The organism is Sphingomonas sp. SRI_018 (genome assembly GCF_057586275.1).
Genome location: NZ_JBYCZO010000001.1, coordinates 1,197,583 through 1,215,883 on the forward strand (window position 1 = coordinate 1,197,583; position 18,301 = coordinate 1,215,883).

Below are 18,301 nucleotides of genomic sequence, written 5' to 3' on the forward strand. Positions count from 1 at the left end.
TCACAGTCTGGGAGCATGCGCGCTTGGGCGCAACATCGACTTCGGGCGCGGGCGCGTCCGGTTCCGCAATCGTCACCCGTTTCGCCCCGTCGCCGACGGGGTTCCTCCACATCGGCAATGCCCGCACCGGCATGTTCTCGTGGCTCTATGCGCGCCATCACGGCGGCAAGGCGCTGCTCCGCATCGAGGACACCGACAAGGCGCGCTCGACCAAAGAAGCCATCGACGTCATCTTCGACGGTCTCAGCTGGCTCGACCTCGACTGGGACGACGAGCCGGTGTTCCAGTCGACTCGCGTCGAGCGTCACGCCGAGATCGCGAACGAGCTGGTCGAGAAAGGCGCCGCCTACCGCTGCTACATGACCCAGGAGGAGCTCGCCGAGGCGCGCGCCGCCGCCGAGCGCGAGCGCCGGCCGTTCCGCCTCCAGTCCCCCTGGCGCGATGCCGACCCCTCCACCGCGCCCGACCGCCCGTTCGTCGTGCGGATCAAGGCCCCGCGCGACGGCGAGACGGTGATCGAAGACCTGGTGCAGGGCCGAGTCGCGGTCGCCAATGCCGAGCTCGACGACATGATCCTGCTCCGTTCGGACGGCACGCCGACCTATATGCTCGCGGTGGTGGTCGACGATCACGACATGGGCGTGACCCACATCATCCGCGGCGACGATCACCTCAACAACGCCTTCCGCCAGCTCACTATCATTCACGCCATGGGTTGGCCGGAGCCGACCTATGCGCACATCCCGCTGATCCACGGCGGCGACGGCGCCAAGCTGTCGAAGCGCCACGGCGCGCTCGGCGTGGACGCCTATCGCGACGAGCTCGGCGTGCTGCCCGAGGCGCTGTTCAACTATCTGCTCCGCCTCGGCTGGGGCCATGGCGACGACGAGATCATCTCGAAGGAGCAGGCGGTCGCTTGGTTCGACCTCGATGGCGTCGGAAAATCACCGTCACGGTTCGATCTGAAGAAGCTCGAGAACCTGAATGGTCATTACATCCGCGCCGCAGACGATAGCAGGCTAGCCGATCTGGTTGCCGGCCAGCTCGACTTCGAAGTCACGGATTCGCATCGCGAATTGCTGCGCCGCGCCATGCCTGCATTGAAGCCGCGCGCGGCCAATCTCCTCGAATTGGCGGACGGCGCCGCTTTTCTATTTCGCACCCGCCCACTAGGGATTGAGCCCGACGCCGCACCGCTGCTCGAAGGCGAGGCACGCACCGTCCTCGCGCGGGTCCATGCAGCACTTGACGCCGTCGAGAGTTGGAATACGGAGGCGCTCGAAGCGGCGGTCCGCGAGGTCGCCGAGGCCGCGAGCATCAGGCTCGGCGCGGTCGCGCAACCCTTGCGCGCCGCGCTCACCGGTCGACGCACCTCGCCCGGAATCTTCGACGTGCTCGAGCTGCTCGGGCGCGAGGAGAGCCTGGCCCGGATCGCCGATCACATGGCCTGAACACCTGGGCCGGACAGAGAAAAGGACAGCGCGCATGAGCGAAGTCGCCGACAAACCCGCGATCGCGATCGGCAACCACGACTACCCCGTCCGCAAGGGCAGCGTGGGTCCGGATGTGATCGACATCCGCAAGTTCTACGGCGAGTCGGGGATGTTCACCTACGATCCCGGCTTCACCTCGACGGCGAGCTGCGAATCGGCGCTGACCTACATCGACGGCGACGCGGGCGTGCTGCTCCACCGCGGCTATCCGATCGGCCAGCTCGCCGAGCATTCGAGCTTCATGGAGGTCAGCTACCTCCTGCTCAACGGCGAGTTGCCGAGCAAGGACGAGCTCGACAAGTTCACCCACACCATCACCCGTCACACGATGCTGCACGAGCAGCTCGCGACCTTCTACCGCGGCTTCCGCCGCGACGCGCATCCGATGGCGGTGATGTGCGGCGTGGTCGGCGCGCTGTCGGCCTTCTACCACGACTCGACCGACATCACCGATCCGACCCAGCGGATGATCGCCAGCCACCGGCTGATCGCGAAGATGCCGACGATCGCGGCGATGGCCTACAAGTACACGATCGGCCAGCCGTTCCTCTATCCGCAGAACGACCTCTCCTACACCGGCAACTTCCTGCGCATGACCTTCGGCGTGCCGGCAGAGGATTATGTCGTCGATCCGGTGATCGAGAAGGCGATGGACCGGATCTTCATCCTTCATGCCGACCATGAGCAGAACGCCTCGACCTCGACCGTGCGCCTCGCCGGCTCGTCGGGCGCCAATCCCTTCGCCTGCATCGCGGCCGGCATCGCCTGCCTGTGGGGCCCCGCGCACGGCGGCGCCAACGAGGCGGCGCTCAACATGCTGCGCGAGATCGGCAAGCCCGAGCGCATCCCGGAATATATCGCGCGCGCCAAGGACAAGAACGACCCGTTCCGCCTGATGGGCTTCGGCCACCGCGTCTACAAGAACTACGATCCACGCGCGACCGTGATGCAGAAGACGGTGCGCGAGGTGTTCAAGGCGATGAACGTCTCCGACCCGGTATTCGACGTCGCGCTCCAGCTCGAGGAGATCGCGCTCAAGGACGATTACTTCATCGAGAAGAAGCTGTTCCCGAACGTCGATTTCTATTCGGGCGTGATCCTGTCGGCGATCGGCTTCCCGACGACGATGTTCACCGCGCTGTTCGCCCTCGCCCGCACGGTCGGCTGGGTCGCGCAGTGGAACGAGATGATCTCCGATCCCGACCAGAAGATCGGCCGCCCGCGCCAGCTCTACACGGGGCCGACCGAGCGCGATTACGTTCCGATCGACAAGCGCTGATTCTAAGCTTGTCTCGGGGAGGGGGACCGCGCGACGCAGTCGCGTGGTGGAGGGGTGGCGCGCAGCGCCGGCTTCGCCGTCGTCCCCTCCACCGCCTTCGGCGGTCCCCCTCCCCAAGCAAGCTTGGGGAGGAATGGAATCACCGCCCCGGCAACGAGAAGACGAACCGCGCTCCCTGCCCCGGCGCGCTGTCGACCAGGATGTCGCCACCCATCGCCCGCGCCAGCCGCCGCGAGATATAGAGGCCGAGCCCGCTGCCGCCCGGCTCGCTCCCGTCGACCCGCTCAAACTTCTCGAAGATGCGCGCCTGGTCCTCGGGGGCGATGCCCTTGCCCTGGTCCGCGACGATCACGCACGCCGCGCTGCCCTGAAGGCCCGACCGCACCCAGACGGTGCCGCCTGCCGGCGAATAGCGCATGGCATTGCCGATCAGGTTGACCATCACCTGCAACGCGCGCCGGAAATCGCCGGTCGCCGGCAGCGCCTCCTCCGCCTCCGGCTTGTCGATATGGACGCGCTGCTCGGCCGCTCGTACGGCGAGCAGCCCCGCCGCACGCCGCGCGACATCGGCCAGGTCGATCGGCTCAGGCTGGATCGCGAAGTCCTCGCGCTCCACCGCCTCCAGATCGACCAGATCGTCGACCAGTCCCAACAAATGCCGGCCCGCCGCGGCGATATCGCCCGCATAATCGGTGTAGCTCGCCGCGAGCGGCCCCTCGATCTCCGCGCTCATGCTGTCGGCATTGGCGATGATCCGCTCGAGAGGCGCTCTCAGCGCACGGCCCAGCTCCGTACCGAAACCCTCCGGAAATGCCGCAGCCGGAGCATCATCATCGGCGGTCACGTCCTCGAGCATATGCGCGACGCCGACGAAACCCGCGAACCGCCCCTGCTGGTCGATCCGCGGCGCCGCCGACAGCCGCACGCGACGCCCGGTGCCGCGCAGCTCCGCCTGCTGACCGTCGAAACGCATCTGCGCCGCGACCGCATTCAGGATCGGAAGGGCACCCTGCTCGTCCTCCGCCAGCACGAACAGGCGATTGAGCGGCTCGCCGAGCGCCGCCGCCGCATCGAAGCCATAGCGCCGCCCCGCATCGGGCTGGAGATAGGTGATCCTGAGAGCCGCATCGGCATCCCACCGCCAGTCGTCTTCGCCCACCACCGGATCGGCGACGGGCAGGACGGCCGGCGCCGGCGCGCGCCACGCCGGCCGCGCATACCATCCGCTTGCGGCGAGCGTGACGCCCTCGGCATCGGGCTCGGCGCGGACCAGCAGGTCGAGATCGTCCGATCCGTCCGCCACCGTCACCTCGCGCGCGATGGCGATACCGAGCCGCACCGCCAGCCGCGCCAGCGCGGCCAGCTCGGGGATAGGCAGCGGTGCGCCCAGATCGCCACCGGCGCGGCGGACGAGATCGATCAGGCGCGGCTCCGCGCTCGCCAGCCGCCCGTCCGCGTCGATCCGCGCCATCACCGGGACCAGCGTGGTGTCGACCGCGTTCACGGCCGCCCCCCATCGAGCGCCGCCAGCGCTGTCCGGAACTCCGGATGCAGCGTCAGCGGCGCGATCGCCCGGCGCGCGCTACGCGGATCGAGGCCGGCGACGACGTCGAGCATGTCGGCAAAACCATCGAGATCCCGCCGCCCGTCGGCCTCGCACAACCGATAGCCGACCCGCGCGATCGCCGGCCGCGGCAGCTCCAGCGCACGCAGCGACAGCCACAGCCGTTCCCCGGTCGGATCAAGCACGATCTCGCGCGCCATCTCATAGTCGACGCCCAGCGCATGGGCGAGAAACGCGATCATCAGGCTGACGCGTCGATCGCGCAAGGCTTCGTCGAGCAAAGTCGGCAACTCGTCGGCCTGCGCATCGATCGCCTCGGCAAGCCGCATCGCCGCGGCCTCCAGCCGGTCCTGCCCTTCGTTGGCCGCGATGTTGCGCAGCGCCGCCTCGATCACCGCGCGATCGAGCATCGAGGGCGCATCGCCGGCCGCCGCTGCGGCGGCTTCGCGCAGCGCGGCGGCGACCCACCAGGTCAATCGCCGATGGATCGCCGGCGGCAGGCCGGAGGCGTTCACCACGCCGCCCTCCGCGATCGCGCGACGCTGGCTCTCGCCCGCCAGGACCGCCGTCGCAGCCTCGGCCACGACAGGATCGGTGCTGCCGGTAAGGCGCACGACCAGGCTCGGCGTATCAGGATCGGCCGGCGCTTCGGCCGGCAGCGCCGCGGCGATCAGCTCGCACCGCACCCGCGCCAGGCATTCGCCCACCAGATCGGGATCGCGCAGCACGCCTGCTCCGGCCAGCCGATCGGCAAGCGCGACGGAGCCGGCCGCCAACGCCTCGGCAAGCCCCGCCTCGCCGCGCCCGGTCAGCACCCGCGCCGCATGATCGCGGACGTCCTGCCCGATCGCGGTCACCAGCGCGTCGACAAGGCCGATCAGCGCGATCCGCGCGCGATCGTCGAGTCGGGTTTCAGGCGCGAGAAAGGCGTCGTCGATGGCCGCACGCAGCGCCCGCCGCCCGCGCGCCTCCGCGCCGGCAGCCCGCGCAAGCAATGCCTGCGCATCGGGGCCGATCGTTCCCGCAATGCCTTCGGAAATCTCCGACATGGCTCTCTGCTATGCCGACTGTCGTTAATGGGGGCCTAAGCCTTTTGCCGGCTGTCCTCAATTGCCCGGGCGAGCGAGGCGAACGCGTAGACGACGGCCGCTACCAATCCCAGCGTCGGATAACCGACGACCACGAACGGCAGCAGCAGCAACGGATAAGCGCCAGGCGTTCCCCACCAGCGCTGCCGCTCGGCCGGCACGCGCTCGACGAGCGCGACCAGTCCGATCAGCGTTACCGCCAGCGCAATCCCCGCCGTATCGCCTGACCCGCGCCACGCCGCGAACCCGAGCAGCAACGCGCCAAGCGCCGCCACCGCCCCGATCGCCCGCTCCTGGAGTCGCGCACGGGCATCCTCGCCGCGCAGCCAGCTCAGCATCGACCCGGTCGAGAAGGCCGCGGTCGCAACCACGATCAGCGCCAGCCCCGGCCACGCCATCAGACGGTAGAGCAACACCAGCCCGCCGAGCGTCAGCACGCCCCCCGCCGCCAGCAGCGCCCACCCGGGCACGCTGCGCGCGACGAGCTGCGGCAGCGTCCAGCCGGTGATCGGCGTGAAGACGAAGCGGTCGACCCACGCCGTCCGCCGATCGCCGAGCGCGGCCAGCACCGACTTCGAGCGGCGAAGCAGCGCAGCCGCATTGCGCTCGACGCCGTGGCGGGTGCGCCCGGTCGCCGGCGGCAGCAGCAGCTGCACCGCGCCCGCCTGCGCGGAATGGCGGAGCAGGGTCGATTGGAAATCATAATCCTCGGGCATCACGGCGACGTCCGTGAGCCGCACCGCCGGCACGCGCGCCAGCCCCGCCCAGCTGTGCGAGCTGTCGACCCGCTCCACCCCCGCCGCGCCGTCGTCGCCGTCGCGCGCGACCAGCAGCGCCTCATGAGCCTCGGACGCGATCCATTCGACCACCGCGTCGGTCGTCACCAGCCCGTCGGCAAAGACGATGAGCTGCGAAAGCGGATGCGCCTTGGCCGCCGCCTCGCGCGCGGTGCGCACGACGTCCACCGTCATGCCCTTGCCACCGATGCGGTTGGTCGCGCCGAGCAGCGCCGGAGTCACCCGCGAGACCACCACCAGCAGATGCCGCACGCCCACCGCCGCCAGCAGCCGCGCCTGATACTCGATCAGCGTCGACCCGCCGAACGGCAGCGTGGCCGCCAGCGTGCCGGGCTGGTCCTCCGCATCTTCGGTCGCAAAAATCAGGCCGGCGAGCATGCTGAGCCGATAGGGAAGCGTTGCGTCCGACGCAATTCGCCAGCGTCAGTACCGCAAATGGGCGCGCCGTTCCGCGCTCCATGCTTCCTCGTCAGGCACCGTCAGCGCATCAAGATCGCCCGGCGCCGCCGCGGCATCGTCCACCCATTCGCGCAACGCCGGACCGCCGTTGATCACGTCGATCGCCAGTTTGTCGAACACATATTCATAGGGAAAGTCACGCCACAGATCGTAGTCCGGATAGAGCCGCCGGATCGCCTTGAACCCCAAGGCCTGCACCCGCCACGGCCGGAAGCTTGGATGATCATAGTCCGGCCCCTCGGCATGGATGAACACGCCCGAGCAGAGCTGCCCGACATGCTTGTGAAAGGTCGGCTGGAACCAGATATCCCGCAACGTGCAGCCGTTCAGCCAGTCGGGCGCGAGGCGGCGCATCTCGGCGATCACCGCACGCGCATCGATATCCGGCGCACCGAATAGCTCCAGCGGCCGGGTGGTGCCGCGCCCTTCGGAAAGCGTCGCGCCTTCCACCATCACGGTCCCGGCATAGGCGCGCGCCATGTTGACGTTGGCGGCGTTGGGGCTCGGGTTGATCCAGGGCCGCTCGGGCGGCCAGCCGAAGCCGGGCGCCGCATCGGGCTGCCACCCCTCCATCTCGATCACGCGATAGTCGACGTCCAGGCCGAAGTGCCGGATGAACCAGTCGCCCATCTCGCCGAGCGTCAGCCCGTGCCGCATCGGCATCGGCCCCGCCCCGACGAAGCTCTCCCACCCTGGCCGCAGCATCAGCCCCTCGACCGGGCGCCCCGCGGGGTTGGGCCGGTCCAGCACCCACACCGACTTGCCGTGCTCGGCCGCCGCCTCGAGCACATAGAGCAGCGTCGTGACGAAGGTGTAGATGCGGCAGCCCACGTCCTGCAGATCGACCAGCATCACGTCGAAGGTGTGCATCGACTGCCCGGTCGGCCGCCGCACCTCGCCATAGAGGCTGAACACCGGCATCCCGTAAGTGGGGTCGGTGAAGTCGGGCGACTCCATCATATTGTCCTGGAGGTCGCCCCGTACGCCATGCTGCGGCCCGAACACTGCCGACACGTTGAGCCCCGCCGCCACCAGCGCGTCGAGCGAATGGGTGAGGTCCGCCGTCACCGAGGCGGGATGCGCGAGCAGCGCGACGCGCCTGCCCTCCAGCGGCCTGCGCAGGTCGGGGTCGGCGAGCAGGCGATCGATACCGAATTTCATGGCTCGTCTGCTGCCGGGAGTTCGAGGGCGAAGCAAGCGTCGTCGTGGAAATCGGGCTTTTCCGGCGGATGCGCGAGCGCCCAATAGGATTTGGTGCCGTCCTGTTCCTCGATGACGGCGGTCAGGGCGACGCGCCAGTCGCCCGCCGGCAGGCCGCCCAGATCGACCGTCACGCGGATGCCGTCCTCGATCGGTTCGATGATCGGCGCCGCCAGCGGCTGGTCGCGCATCCCATCGCGATACCCGTCGAAGCGATACGCCGCCCATTGCGTGGAGGGCGAGAAGTTGAGCTCGAAATACTCCTCTCCATCCTCCGGCTTCACGAACAGCTCGAAACAGGTGAACCGCCACAACCCGTCGGTGTGGACCGGCTCCGCGGCGGACGGAACCCGGATCGAACCACCGGCGACTCGATAGGCAAGCGCACTGATCCCGCGCCGGATGTCCGCCTCCACCTGGACAGTATCCACCCGGTCAGGCGGTGATGCGGGATGGGGGATCAACTTCATGGACATAGCGCTAGACCGGGAGCGCCGTGGTGCCAATGCGTGCCTCCTTTTCAATCCTCCCCCGCCAAGGGGAGGTGGCACGCGGAGCGTGACGGAGGGGGAGGAAGCACGCCGATAATGGCTCGCCGTCCTCCCCCTCCGTCAGCCTACGGCTGACACCTCCCCCTGGCGGGGGAGGATTTGCATAGCCGTTCGTCCTATCGCAGCCCGCCGCTCGCGACGAGCTTCTCGCCCGTCAGCCAACGCGCGTCGTCCGAGGCCAGGAAGACCGCGATATCCGCGATATCGTCGGGCTGGCCGATCCGGCCGAGTGGAGTCTGCGCGACGAAGCCGCTCTCCAGCTCCGATCCGATGACGCCCGCGGTATGCGTGCCCTCGGTCTCCACCACGCCCGGGTTGATCGCGTTGACGCGGATCTTGCGGGGGCCGAGCTCGTTGGCCAGTACGCCGGTGATCGCGTCCACCGCGCCCTTGGTGCCGGTATAGACGGCGGAGTTCGGCATCAGCACGCTGGTGACCGCCGAGGAGATGTTGATCACGCTGCCGCCCTCGCCGAGATGCTTCGCGGCCGCGCCCGTGGTCAGCAGCAGGCCGAGCACATTGACGTCGAACATCCTGCGATAATGGTCCTCGGTCACCTCCTCGATCGCCGCGAAGTCGTAGACGCCCGAATTGTTGACCAGCACGTCCAGCCGGCCGAAGCTGCTCACCGCAGCATCGATCAGGCCCTGGGCCTGGTCCGCCTTCGATACGTCGGCCTGTACCGCGATCGCCTTTCCGCCCGCTTGAGTGATGTCCGCAACCAGCGCCTCCGCTCCGGCCTTGCTCGATGCATAGTTCACCACGACTGCGGCGCCCGCGGCGGCCAGCGCCCGGGCGATGCCGGCGCCGATACCCTTGGATGCTCCGGTGACGACCGCGACCTTGCCTGCAAGTTTCGACATGACTTCAATTCCTCATGGGCCGGTCACCGGAATGGTGCCTTACTCCCATAGTTCGGAAATCTGGAACTGTTGAACTCACCTTCAAGACCCCCTAACTAAAAAAACCATGCGGCCGCTGTTTCACCCTTCGATCGACGACGTGCCGGTGGAGGCGATCCTCCACGCGCTCTCCGATCCGGAACGCGTAGCCATTTTTGCCCGGATCGCCGGGAACGGCTGCGCTCCGACCTGCTCGGCCTTCGCTAACATCGGTGACCGCGTGATCCCGAAGTCGTCGCTCTCCCACCATTTCAAGCTGCTGCGCGAGGCCGGGCTGATCCGGTCCGAGCGGCAGGGTGTCGAGGTACGCAACACCTCGCGCTGCACGGAGGTGGATGCGCGCTTTCCCGGCCTGATCTCCGCCATTCTCGCCGCTTATGCGAAGAATGATCCAATGGCGCAGGCGGGGTCCGAACCGACACGGGGCTGACGCACGCGCGCGCATTGGCTATGCGGCGCGCATCATGACCGATTTCCAGTCCGACCTGCTCCGCCTGCTCTCGACGCGCGGCTACATCCACCAGCTCACCGATGCCGAGGGCCTCGACGCCCTCGCCGCCAAGCAGGTGGTGCCGGGCTATATCGGCTTCGATCCCACCGCGCCGTCTCTCCATGTCGGCAGCCTCGTCCAGATCATGCTGCTGCGTCGTCTCCAGCAGACCGGGCACAAGCCGATCGTGCTGATGGGCGGCGGCACCGGCAAGATCGGCGACCCGAGCTTCAAGGACGAAGCGCGCAAGCTGATGACGGAGGAGGTGATCGCCGGGAACGTCGCCTCGATCCGCCGCATCTTCGAGCGGTTCCTGATCTTCGGGGACGGCCCGACCGATGCGGTCATGGTCGACAACGCCGAATGGCTCGACCGGCTCGAATATATCCCCTTCCTGCGCGAGGTCGGGCAGCATTTCTCGATCAATCGGATGCTGAGCTTCGATTCGGTCAAGCTCAGGCTCGACCGCGAACAGTCGCTGAGCTTCCTCGAGTTCAACTACATGATCCTGCAGGCCTACGACTTCATGGAGCTGTCGCGGCGCGCGGGCTGCCGGCTGCAGATGGGCGGGTCGGACCAGTGGGGCAACATCGTCAACGGCATCGAGCTCGCCCGCCGCATGGACGGGACCGAGGTCTATGGCGTCACCACGCCGCTCATCACCACCGCGGACGGCGGCAAGATGGGCAAGACCATGGCCGGCGCGGTGTGGCTGCACGAGGATCAGCTGCCGCACTTCGATTACTGGCAGTTCTGGCGCAACACCGACGACCGCGACGTCGGCCGCTTCCTCCGCCTGTTCACCGACCTGCCGCTCGACGAGATCGCCCGGCTGGAGGCGTTGGAAGGCGCCGAGATCAACGAGGCCAAGAAGATCCTCGCTACCGAAGCCACCGCGATGTGCCGCGGCCGTGCCGCCGCCAAGGAGGCGGCCGAGACGGCGCGCAAGACCTTCGAGGAGGGCGCTGCCGGCGACGCGCTGCCGAGCCTCACGGTTTCGGGCGGCGGCATCGGCATCGTCGACGCGCTGGTGGGCCTCGGCTTCTGCGCGTCCAAGGGCGAGGCGCGGCGGCTGATCGCCGGCGGCGGCGCCCGGGTCGAAGGCGAGAAGGTCGCGGACGAAACATTCGTCGTCAGCATCGGCAATGGCCAGGTCCGCATCTCGGCGGGCAAGAAGCATCACGGCCTGCTCGTCGCCGGCTAAAGGGGGCGCAACACCTCGTTAAGTAGCTTTATTGCAGAGCTTTTCATGTCTGCCGGGCTAAATGGGCCCGCCAGCGGGGAAGCGGATATGACGATCGGGAACCTGGCCTATGCCGACGAACGGATGGTGGCCCGCGACGAGGTCCACCACCGCGCCCGCGCCGCCACCGCCGACGGCCGCTCGCTCCCGCTGCTGATCGTCAACATCTCGCCCCACGGCATGATGGCGCGCTGCGAGACCGAGATCGCCGCCGGCGAGCGGCTGCGGCTGGTGCTGCCGATGGTGGGATCGGTGGTGAGCGAGGTCCGCTGGTCGCTCGGCGGCCGCGTCGGCTGCCTGTTCGAGAGGCCGATCCGGCCTGCCGCCTATTACGAGCTGATCGCGGTGCTGGTGAAGCATGGCTGACCAAATCCTCCCCGGCACGGGGAGGGGGACCATGCGAAGCATGGTGGAGGGGGCTCGCCGCAAGCGAGTCCGGCGCCGAGGCCCCCCTCCACCACCGCCTTCGGCGGCGGTCCCCCTCCCCGTGCCGGGGAGGATTTGGTAGCTACCCTGCCCGCAACAATCCCACCGCCGCGTCGCGCTCGAACAGATAGAGCGCGATCCGCGCCGCCTGGCCACGTTCGCCCTCGAGCCCGCCGTCGCGGTCGACCAGCAGGCGCGCGTCGCCATTGGCCATGCCGATCAGCTCGGCGAACGTCTCCGGCGGGGCAAGGCGGAATTGCTGCTCGCCCGACTGGCGCGTTCCCAGCATCTCGCCGGCGCCGCGCAGCCTGAGGTCCTCCTCGGCGATCCGGAAACCGTCGTTGGTCTCCCGCATCAGCGCCAGCCGCGCGCGGGAGGTCTCGCCGAGCGGCCCCGCCGTCCGCAGCAGCAGGCACACCGACCGTCCGCCGCCCCGCCCCACGCGCCCGCGCAGCTGGTGGAGCTGCGCGAGTCCGAACCGGTCGGCATGCTCGATCACGATCAGTGTCGCGTTGGGCACGTCGACGCCGACCTCGATCACCGTCGTCGCCACCAGCACCGCGACCTGGCCCGCGGCGAAGCGCGCCATCACCGCGTCCTTCTCCGGCCCCTTCATCCGGCCGTGGACCAGCCCGACGCGATCGCCGAACCGCGCCTGCAAAGCCGCCGCCCGCGCTTCGGCGGCAGCGAGATCGCTCTTCTCGCTCTCCTCGACCAACGGACACACCCAATAGGCTTGCCCTTCATTCGACAAGTGCCGCGCCAGCGCATCCACCACCTCGTCGAGCCGATCGTCGGAGATCACCCGCGTCTCGATCGGCTGGCGTCCCGGCGGCATCTCGTCGAGCCGGCTCACGTCCATCTCGCCGTACTGCGCCAGCGTCAGCGTGCGCGGGATCGGGGTCGCGGTCATCACCAGCAGGTGCGGCGGCCGCTCGGCCTTGGCCTGCAGCATCATCCGCTGGGCGACGCCGAAGCGATGCTGCTCGTCGACCACCACCAGCCCCAGCTTCCGGTAGCTCACCCCTTCCTGGAAGATCGCATGCGTGCCCACCAGGATGTCGATCGATCCGTCGGCGATCCCCATCAGCGTCGCCTCCCGCGCCCGCCCCTTGTCGCGTCCGGTGAGGATCGCGACCGAGACCGGCAGTCCGGCAAGCAACCGCTGCAGCGTCTCGAAATGCTGCCGCGCGAGGATCTCGGTCGGCGCCAGCAACGCCCCCTGCGCCCCCGCCTCGGCCGCGATCAGCAGCGCCATCAGCGCCACCAGCGTCTTGCCCGATCCGACATCGCCCTGCAGCAGCCGCAGCATCGGCTGCGCCTGCGCCATGTCCCCCTCGATCTCGGCGATCGTGCGGGCCTGCGCGCCGGTCGGGGCATAGGGCAGACGCAGCTGCTGCCTGAGACGCCCCTCGCCCACCAGCGGCACGCCACGTTTCGAGCGCGCCTCCCCCCGCACCAGCAGCAGCGCGAGCTGGTTGGCGAACACCTCGTCATAGGCGAGCCGCTCGCGCGCTTTCGCATCGGCGGGATCGGCATGGATGCGCGCCAGCGCCTCCTTCCACCCGGGCCAGCCGCGCGTCGCCTTGAGGCTCGGCTCGATCCATTCGGGCAGATCCGGCGCCCGCTCCACCGCCTGTGCCGCCAGCGCCGCGAGCCTGCGCGAGGTCATGCCTTCGGTCAGCGGATAGATCGCCTCGCGCTCCCCCGCCGCCGGTGCTTCCTCGAGCGGCACGACATAGTCGGGATGGACGATCTGCAGCTCCTGGCCATAAGTCTCGAGCTTGCCCGACACCCGCCGGGGTTCATTGAGGGGCAGCAGCTTCTTCACCCACGCCGAGCTGCCGCCGAAATAGACGAGGCTCACGTAATTGCCCCCGGCGTCCACCGCCTGCACCCGCGCCGGGCTGCGCGCGCTGCCGCCCATGCGGTAGGAGACGGGAGTCAGCGTGATCGCTATCACCCGCCCGGCGTCGGCGACATCCAGCTCCTCGCGCGGCAGCCGGTCGATCCACCCGGTCGGCAGGTGGAAGGCGACGTCGACCACCCGCGCGATCCCGAGCCGTTCCAACGGTTTGGCGAGCCCAGCCCCCACGCCCTTGAGGACGGTCACTTCGGCGAACAGCGGGTTGAGGATGGCGGGACGCATGGCTATCTCGCCATCTCTACCCATCGCCGACCGCTCCGACCAGCGCTGCCGGCCATTCGTCGTTGGAGTCTCATGGATCGCGAACACCGCCTCAAGCGCCTGCGCTTCCGCGCCTGGCACCGCGGCACCAAGGAAGCCGACCTGATGATCGGCGGCTTCTTCGACGCCCATGCCGCCGACTGGAGCGACGCCGACATTGCCTGGTTCGAGGCGTTTCTGGAGGAGCAGGACGTCGACATCATGGCCTGGGCGATGGGCACGCAGCCGGTCCCCGAGCGCTGGCAGGGGGAAATGATGACCGCACTCAAGACCCTCAATTACGTTCCGATTGCGAGATGAGCTACTTAGCCCTCTCCCCGCTGGGGAGAGGGTTGGGAGAGGGGCCTCGCCGCAGGCCACGGGCTCGGTGAGACCCCTTCCCCTCTCCCAAACCCTCTCCCCAGCGGGGAGAGGGTTTTGCGTACCCTACCCGACCGAGACCAAATGCCCGACCTAAACAAAATCCTCTCCGCCAAGTCCCCCCTCACCCTCGCCGGCGTGGCGACCGGGTTCCAGCCCGTGCTGCTCGCCGACCTCGCCCGCGCGGCCAAGGGTGGGGCTGTGTTCATCGTCCCCGACGAGGCGGCGATGCGCGAGGTCGCGGCGACCGCCCCCTTCTTCGCTCCCGAGCTGGAGGTGCTGACCTTCCCGGCCTGGGACTGCCTGCCCTACGACCGTGCCTCGCCGACGCTGCGGATGATGTCGGAACGACTGGCCACGCTCCACGCGCTCCAGCAGCCAGCGAAGGCGCCGCGCCTTCTCGTCACCACCGCCAACGCCGCCGCCCAGCGCACCCTCACCCCGTTCCGCATCCGCCAACTCGTCGCCCGGCTCGCCCCGGGCGAGCGCATCTCGCTCGACCGCCTGACCGCTCTCCTCCAGGCCAACGGCTATGTCCGCACCGAATCGGTTGCCGATGCGGGCGAATTCGCCGTCCGCGGCGGCCTGGTCGACCTCTTCCCCTCGGGCGCCGAGCAGGGCCTGCGCCTCGACTTCTTCGGCGACGAGATCGAGACGGTCCGCACCTTCGACCCCGCCACGCAGCGCACCACCGGCACCGTCCCCGGCTTCACCCTCCTCCCCGCCTCCGAAGCGCTGCTCGACGAGGACTCGATCAAGCGTTTCCGCACCCGTTACCGCGAGAAGTTCGGCGCCACCGCCACCGGCGACCCGCTCTACGAGGCGGTGAGCGACGGCCGCCGCCTCGCCGGCATGGAGCATTGGCTGCCGCTGTTCGAGGAGCGGCTGGAGACGCTGTTCGATCATCTGCCGGACGGCGCCGTCGTGGTCCGCGACACCGGCGTTTCCGGCGCCGCCGAAGCGCGATTCGAGGCGATCGCCGATTATCATGCCAATCGTATGCGCGCCGCCAGCGCCGAGCCAGGCAGCTACCGCCCGCTCGCTCCCGACGCGCTGTACCTGGCGTCGGAGGAATGGGCCGAGGCGCTGAAAGCCACGCCCGCGCATGTCGCCACCCCCTTCCACGAGCCCGAGAGCGCGACCGTCCTCGAATTCAACGTCGACGGCCCCCGCGACTTCGCGCCCGAGCGGTCGGGCGGCAAGAATGTCTACGAGGCAGTCGTCGCCCACCTCGCCAATGTGAAAGCGGCGGGCCGCAAGACGGTCCTCGCCAGCTATTCCCAGGGTTCGCGCGAGCGCCTCAAGGGGCTGCTTGAAGACCACGATCTCAAGGGCCTCCGCCTCGTCGACAGCTGGCAGGAGGCGCAGGCTGCCGGCGACAAGGGCACCGCCCTGATCGTCCTCCCGCTCGACCACGGCTTCACCGCGCCCGACATCGCGCTGCTCACCGAGCAGGACATGCTCGGCGACCGCCTCGTCCGCCGGCAGAAGCGCCGCAAGTCGGCCGACGCCTTCCTCGCCGAACTCGCCACGCTGTCGCCCGGCGACCTCGTCGTTCACGTCGACCACGGCATCGGCCGCTACGAGGGGCTGACGCAGATCCCGGTGCAACGCGCGCCGCACGATTGCGTCGCGCTCACCTATGCCGGCGGCGACAAGCTCTACGTACCGGTCGAGAACCTCGAGGTGCTGAGCCGCTACGGCTCCAGCGAGGAAGGCGCCGCCCTCGACCGCCTCGGCGGTGAGGCGTGGCAACGGCGCAAGGCGCGGATGAAGGAGCGCATCCGCGAGATCGCGGGCGAGCTCATCAAGACCGCCGCCGAACGCGCGCTGCGCCCCGCCGAGGTCGCCGAGCCCGATGCCACCGGCTTCGCGACCTTCGTCGACCGCTTCCCCTATCAGGAGACCGACGACCAGGATCGCGCGATCGCCGACGCGCTCGCGGACCTTTCCGCCGGCAAGCCGATGGACCGGCTGATCGTCGGCGACGTCGGCTTCGGCAAGACCGAGGTCGCACTGCGCGCCGCCTTCGTCGCGGCGATGGCGGGAATGCAGGTGGCGGTGGTGTGCCCGACCACTTTGCTCGCCCGCCAGCACTACAACAATTTCCGCGAGCGCTTCGAAGGCTTCCCGATCGAGATCGGCCGCCTCTCCCGCCTCGTCCCCGCCAATGAGGCCAAGGCGGTCAAGGAAGGGATCACCTCGGGCAAGGTCGACATCGTCGTCGGCACCCATGCGCTCCTCGCCAAGGGCATTGAGTTCAAGCGCCTCGGCCTCGTCATCGTCGACGAGGAGCAGCGCTTCGGCGTCACCCACAAGGAACGGCTGAAGGCGCTCAAGACCGACGTCCATGTCCTCACCCTCACCGCCACCCCGATCCCCCGCACCCTGCAGATGGCGATGTCCGGCCTGCGTGAGCTGTCGGTGATCCAGACCCCGCCGGTCGATCGCCTCGCGGTGCGCACCTATGTCATGCCCTGGGACCCGGTCGTGCTGCGCGAAGCGCTGCTGCGCGAACATTATCGCGGCGGCCAGAGCTTCGTCGTCACCCCGCGCATCGCTGACCTGCCCGACATCGAGGAGTTCCTGCGCGAGGCGGTGCCCGAGGTCCGCTACGTCGTCGCCCACGGCCAGATGTCCCCGACCGAGGTCGAGGAGCGGATGTCGGCCTTCTACGACAAGAAGTTCGAGGTGCTGGTCTCGACCACCATCATCGAGAGCGGGATCGACATCCCCTCCGCCAACACGATGATCGTCAACCGCGCCGACCGCTTCGGCCTCGCCCAGCTCTATCAGCTCCGCGGCCGCGTCGGCCGGGCGAAGACGCGCGCCTACGCCTATCTCACCACGCCGCCCGAACGGCTGATGACCGAGGCGGCGGAAAAGCGGCTCAAGGTGCTCTCCGATCTCGAATCACTCGGCGCCGGCTTCCAGCTCGCCAGCCACGATCTCGACATCCGCGGCGCCGGCAACCTGCTCGGCGACGAGCAGTCCGGCCATATCAAGGAGGTCGGCTACGAACTCTACCAGTCGATGCTGGAGGAGGCGATCCTCGAAGCCCGCGCCGGCGGATCGCTCCAGCGCCCCACCGATTTCAGCCCCCAGATCACTATCGACGCGCCGATCCTGATCCCGGACGGCTATGTCCCCGATCTCGACCTGCGCATGGGCCTCTATCGCCGCCTCAACGAGATCGACGAGGTCGCCGGGCTGGAGGCGTTCGCCGCCGAGATGATCGACCGCTTCGGCAAACTCCCCGACGAGACCGAGAACCTGCTGCGCCTCATGGAGATCAAGCTCAACGCCAAGCACGCCTGCGTCGCCAAGATCGACGTCGGCCCCAAGGGCGCGCTGGTCAGCTTCCACGAGGACAGGTTCCCCAACATCGACGGCCTGCTCGCCTATGTCGCGCGCCTCGGCGACACCGCAAAGCTGCGCCCGGATCACCGCCTCGTTATCAACCGTGCCTGGGCCGACCCGAAGGCCCGCCTCAACGGCGCGCTCCAGCTCTCGCGCGGATTGGCGAAGGCGGCGGGTTAGGTCGGTCGGCCTTCAAAACCACGGGAAGTGCGGCTTCCTTCAATCCTCCCCCGCCAGGGGGAGGTGGCACGCGAAGCGTGACGGAGGGGGAGGAAGCACACCGATAGCGCATCGCCGTCCTCCCCCTCCGTCAGCCTGTGGCTGACACCTCCCCCTGGCGGGGGAGGATTGACTGGCAGCACGGCCCTGGAACGGGCGGCCACGAACTCTTCGCTCTGGCTTGCAATGTAGGATTTCGCCTGCTTGGCTTACCGAGCCCGGTGCCGCTGCGGCACTGGCCTGCTCTTTGAGTTCGTAGATCCTGTCCAAGTCGCGTCGGCGCCGCATTCCTGTCGCGTCCCTGTCGCATCCCTGTCGCATCCCTGTCGCGTCCCTGTCGCGTCCCTGTCGCGTCCCTGTCGCGTCCCTGTCGCGTCCCTGTCGCGTCCCTGTCGCGTCCCTGTCGCGTCCCTGTCGCGTCCCTGTCGCGTCCCTGTCGCGTCCCTGTCGCCTTCACACCGCATCTCCAGCGGAGTGGCTCGCACACACATGCGGCAAGTCAAGTTAGTCAACATTTTTGGTATGACGTAGTTTGGCGTGATATCCCAATCTTCGTCATTCCCGCGAAGGCGGGAATCCATTCTGGCTGGCGGTAGTGGCTCTCATCCGCTTCAGCGACAATGGATTCCCGCCTTTGCGAGAATGACGAAGGAGAGACGGATCACCGAAAGCGGTGGAGGGC

At 68.6% G+C, this 18,301-nt stretch carries 14 protein-coding genes; 7 read left to right on the top strand and 7 right to left on the bottom strand.

Annotated elements, in window-relative coordinates; all coding sequences use genetic code 11:
• Window positions 1-23: 23 nt before the first annotated feature.
• Together gltX and AC2YHA_RS05685 are read left to right on the top strand one after the other, a co-directional pair.
• Window positions 24-1,451 (top strand): glutamate--tRNA ligase, encoded by a 1,428-nt coding sequence (gene gltX, locus AC2YHA_RS05680; protein WP_487400688.1) that lies wholly within the window; start codon window positions 24-26, stop codon window positions 1,449-1,451.
• A 34-nt stretch (window positions 1,452-1,485) separates the two neighbouring features.
• Window positions 1,486-2,772, top strand: a complete 1,287-nt coding sequence (locus AC2YHA_RS05685) for a citrate synthase (protein ID WP_233782261.1) — start codon at window positions 1,486-1,488, stop codon at window positions 2,770-2,772.
• A 139-nt stretch (window positions 2,773-2,911) separates the two neighbouring features.
• Here AC2YHA_RS05685 and AC2YHA_RS05690 read toward each other — a convergent pair whose 3' ends face one another.
• The 6 genes from AC2YHA_RS05690 to AC2YHA_RS05715 form a co-directional block, all read right to left on the bottom strand.
• Window positions 2,912-4,276 carry a sensor histidine kinase gene (locus AC2YHA_RS05690; protein WP_487400689.1) on the bottom strand — a complete coding sequence of 455 codons (1,365 nt, stop codon included), beginning with the start codon at window positions 4,274-4,276 and terminating at the stop codon, window positions 2,912-2,914.
• Window positions 4,273-5,385: a DUF2336 domain-containing protein gene (locus AC2YHA_RS05695; protein ID WP_487400690.1), complete on the bottom strand. Its 1,113-nt coding sequence runs from the start codon at window positions 5,383-5,385 to the stop codon at window positions 4,273-4,275. The genes AC2YHA_RS05690 and AC2YHA_RS05695 overlap by 4 nt, the downstream gene beginning before the upstream one ends.
• Before the next feature lie 35 nt (window positions 5,386-5,420).
• Window positions 5,421-6,599, bottom strand: coding sequence for a hypothetical protein (locus tag AC2YHA_RS05700; protein ID WP_487400691.1), 1,179 nt, complete (start codon window positions 6,597-6,599; stop codon window positions 5,421-5,423).
• 45 nt (window positions 6,600-6,644) lie between these two features.
• Window positions 6,645-7,841: an exo-beta-N-acetylmuramidase NamZ family protein gene (locus AC2YHA_RS05705; RefSeq protein ID WP_487400692.1), complete on the bottom strand. Its 1,197-nt coding sequence runs from the start codon at window positions 7,839-7,841 to the stop codon at window positions 6,645-6,647.
• Window positions 7,838-8,350: a DOMON-like domain-containing protein gene (locus tag AC2YHA_RS05710; protein WP_487400693.1), complete on the bottom strand. Its 513-nt coding sequence runs from the start codon at window positions 8,348-8,350 to the stop codon at window positions 7,838-7,840. The genes AC2YHA_RS05705 and AC2YHA_RS05710 overlap by 4 nt, the downstream gene beginning before the upstream one ends.
• Window positions 8,351-8,547: 197 nt before the next feature.
• Entirely contained in the window at window positions 8,548-9,294 is a 747-nt protein-coding gene (locus tag AC2YHA_RS05715) for a glucose 1-dehydrogenase (protein WP_487400694.1), read from the bottom strand.
• 145 nt (window positions 9,295-9,439) lie between these two features.
• Between AC2YHA_RS05715 and AC2YHA_RS05720 the strand changes: the two genes are divergently transcribed.
• From AC2YHA_RS05720 to AC2YHA_RS05730, 3 genes are all read left to right on the top strand, one after another.
• On the top strand, window positions 9,440-9,763 hold the full coding sequence (locus AC2YHA_RS05720; protein WP_487400695.1) for an ArsR/SmtB family transcription factor: 324 nt from the start codon (window positions 9,440-9,442) through the stop codon (window positions 9,761-9,763).
• Window positions 9,764-9,797: 34 nt separating this feature from the next.
• Entirely contained in the window at window positions 9,798-11,027 is a 1,230-nt protein-coding gene (tyrS, locus tag AC2YHA_RS05725; RefSeq protein WP_487400696.1) for a tyrosine--tRNA ligase, read from the top strand.
• Window positions 11,028-11,114: 87 nt separating this feature from the next.
• Complete coding sequence (locus tag AC2YHA_RS05730) at window positions 11,115-11,432, top strand: PilZ domain-containing protein (protein ID WP_487400697.1); 318 nt, start codon at window positions 11,115-11,117, stop codon at window positions 11,430-11,432.
• Window positions 11,433-11,574: 142 nt separating this feature from the next.
• Here AC2YHA_RS05730 and recG read toward each other — a convergent pair whose 3' ends face one another.
• The gene (gene recG, locus AC2YHA_RS05735) at window positions 11,575-13,641 is read right to left on the bottom strand and encodes an ATP-dependent DNA helicase RecG (RefSeq protein WP_487400698.1); all 2,067 of its coding nucleotides are present in this window, start codon (window positions 13,639-13,641) and stop codon (window positions 11,575-11,577) included.
• A 72-nt stretch (window positions 13,642-13,713) separates the two neighbouring features.
• Between recG and AC2YHA_RS05740 the strand changes: the two genes are divergently transcribed.
• Both AC2YHA_RS05740 and mfd read left to right on the top strand, forming a co-directional pair.
• Complete coding sequence (locus AC2YHA_RS05740) at window positions 13,714-13,980, top strand: FAD assembly factor SdhE (protein ID WP_487400699.1); 267 nt, start codon at window positions 13,714-13,716, stop codon at window positions 13,978-13,980.
• A gap of 144 nt (window positions 13,981-14,124) precedes the next feature.
• Entirely contained in the window at window positions 14,125-17,580 is a 3,456-nt protein-coding gene (gene mfd, locus AC2YHA_RS05745; protein ID WP_487400700.1) for a transcription-repair coupling factor, read from the top strand.
• The last annotated feature ends 721 nt before the right edge of the window (window positions 17,581-18,301 follow it).

Excerpts from the sequence above, each read along its gene's own strand:
- AC2YHA_RS05730 (WP_487400697.1), top strand. The coding sequence starts at position 11,115 with ATGACGATCGGGAACCTGGCCTATGCCGACGAACGGATGGTGGCCCGC.
- AC2YHA_RS05705 (WP_487400692.1), bottom strand. The coding sequence starts at position 7,841 with ATGAAATTCGGTATCGATCGCCTGCTCGCCGACCCCGACCTGCGCAGG.
- AC2YHA_RS05715 (WP_487400694.1), bottom strand. The coding sequence starts at position 9,294 with ATGTCGAAACTTGCAGGCAAGGTCGCGGTCGTCACCGGAGCATCCAAG.
- AC2YHA_RS05700 (WP_487400691.1), bottom strand. The coding sequence starts at position 6,599 with ATGCTCGCCGGCCTGATTTTTGCGACCGAAGATGCGGAGGACCAGCCC.
- recG (WP_487400698.1), bottom strand. The coding sequence starts at position 13,641 with ATGCGTCCCGCCATCCTCAACCCGCTGTTCGCCGAAGTGACCGTCCTC.
- tyrS (WP_487400696.1), top strand. The coding sequence starts at position 9,798 with ATGACCGATTTCCAGTCCGACCTGCTCCGCCTGCTCTCGACGCGCGGC.
- AC2YHA_RS05740 (WP_487400699.1), top strand. The coding sequence starts at position 13,714 with ATGGATCGCGAACACCGCCTCAAGCGCCTGCGCTTCCGCGCCTGGCAC.
- AC2YHA_RS05685 (WP_233782261.1), top strand. The coding sequence starts at position 1,486 with ATGAGCGAAGTCGCCGACAAACCCGCGATCGCGATCGGCAACCACGAC.
- AC2YHA_RS05695 (WP_487400690.1), bottom strand. The coding sequence starts at position 5,385 with ATGTCGGAGATTTCCGAAGGCATTGCGGGAACGATCGGCCCCGATGCG.
- mfd (WP_487400700.1), top strand. The coding sequence starts at position 14,125 with ATGCCCGACCTAAACAAAATCCTCTCCGCCAAGTCCCCCCTCACCCTC.
- AC2YHA_RS05710 (WP_487400693.1), bottom strand. The coding sequence starts at position 8,350 with ATGAAGTTGATCCCCCATCCCGCATCACCGCCTGACCGGGTGGATACT.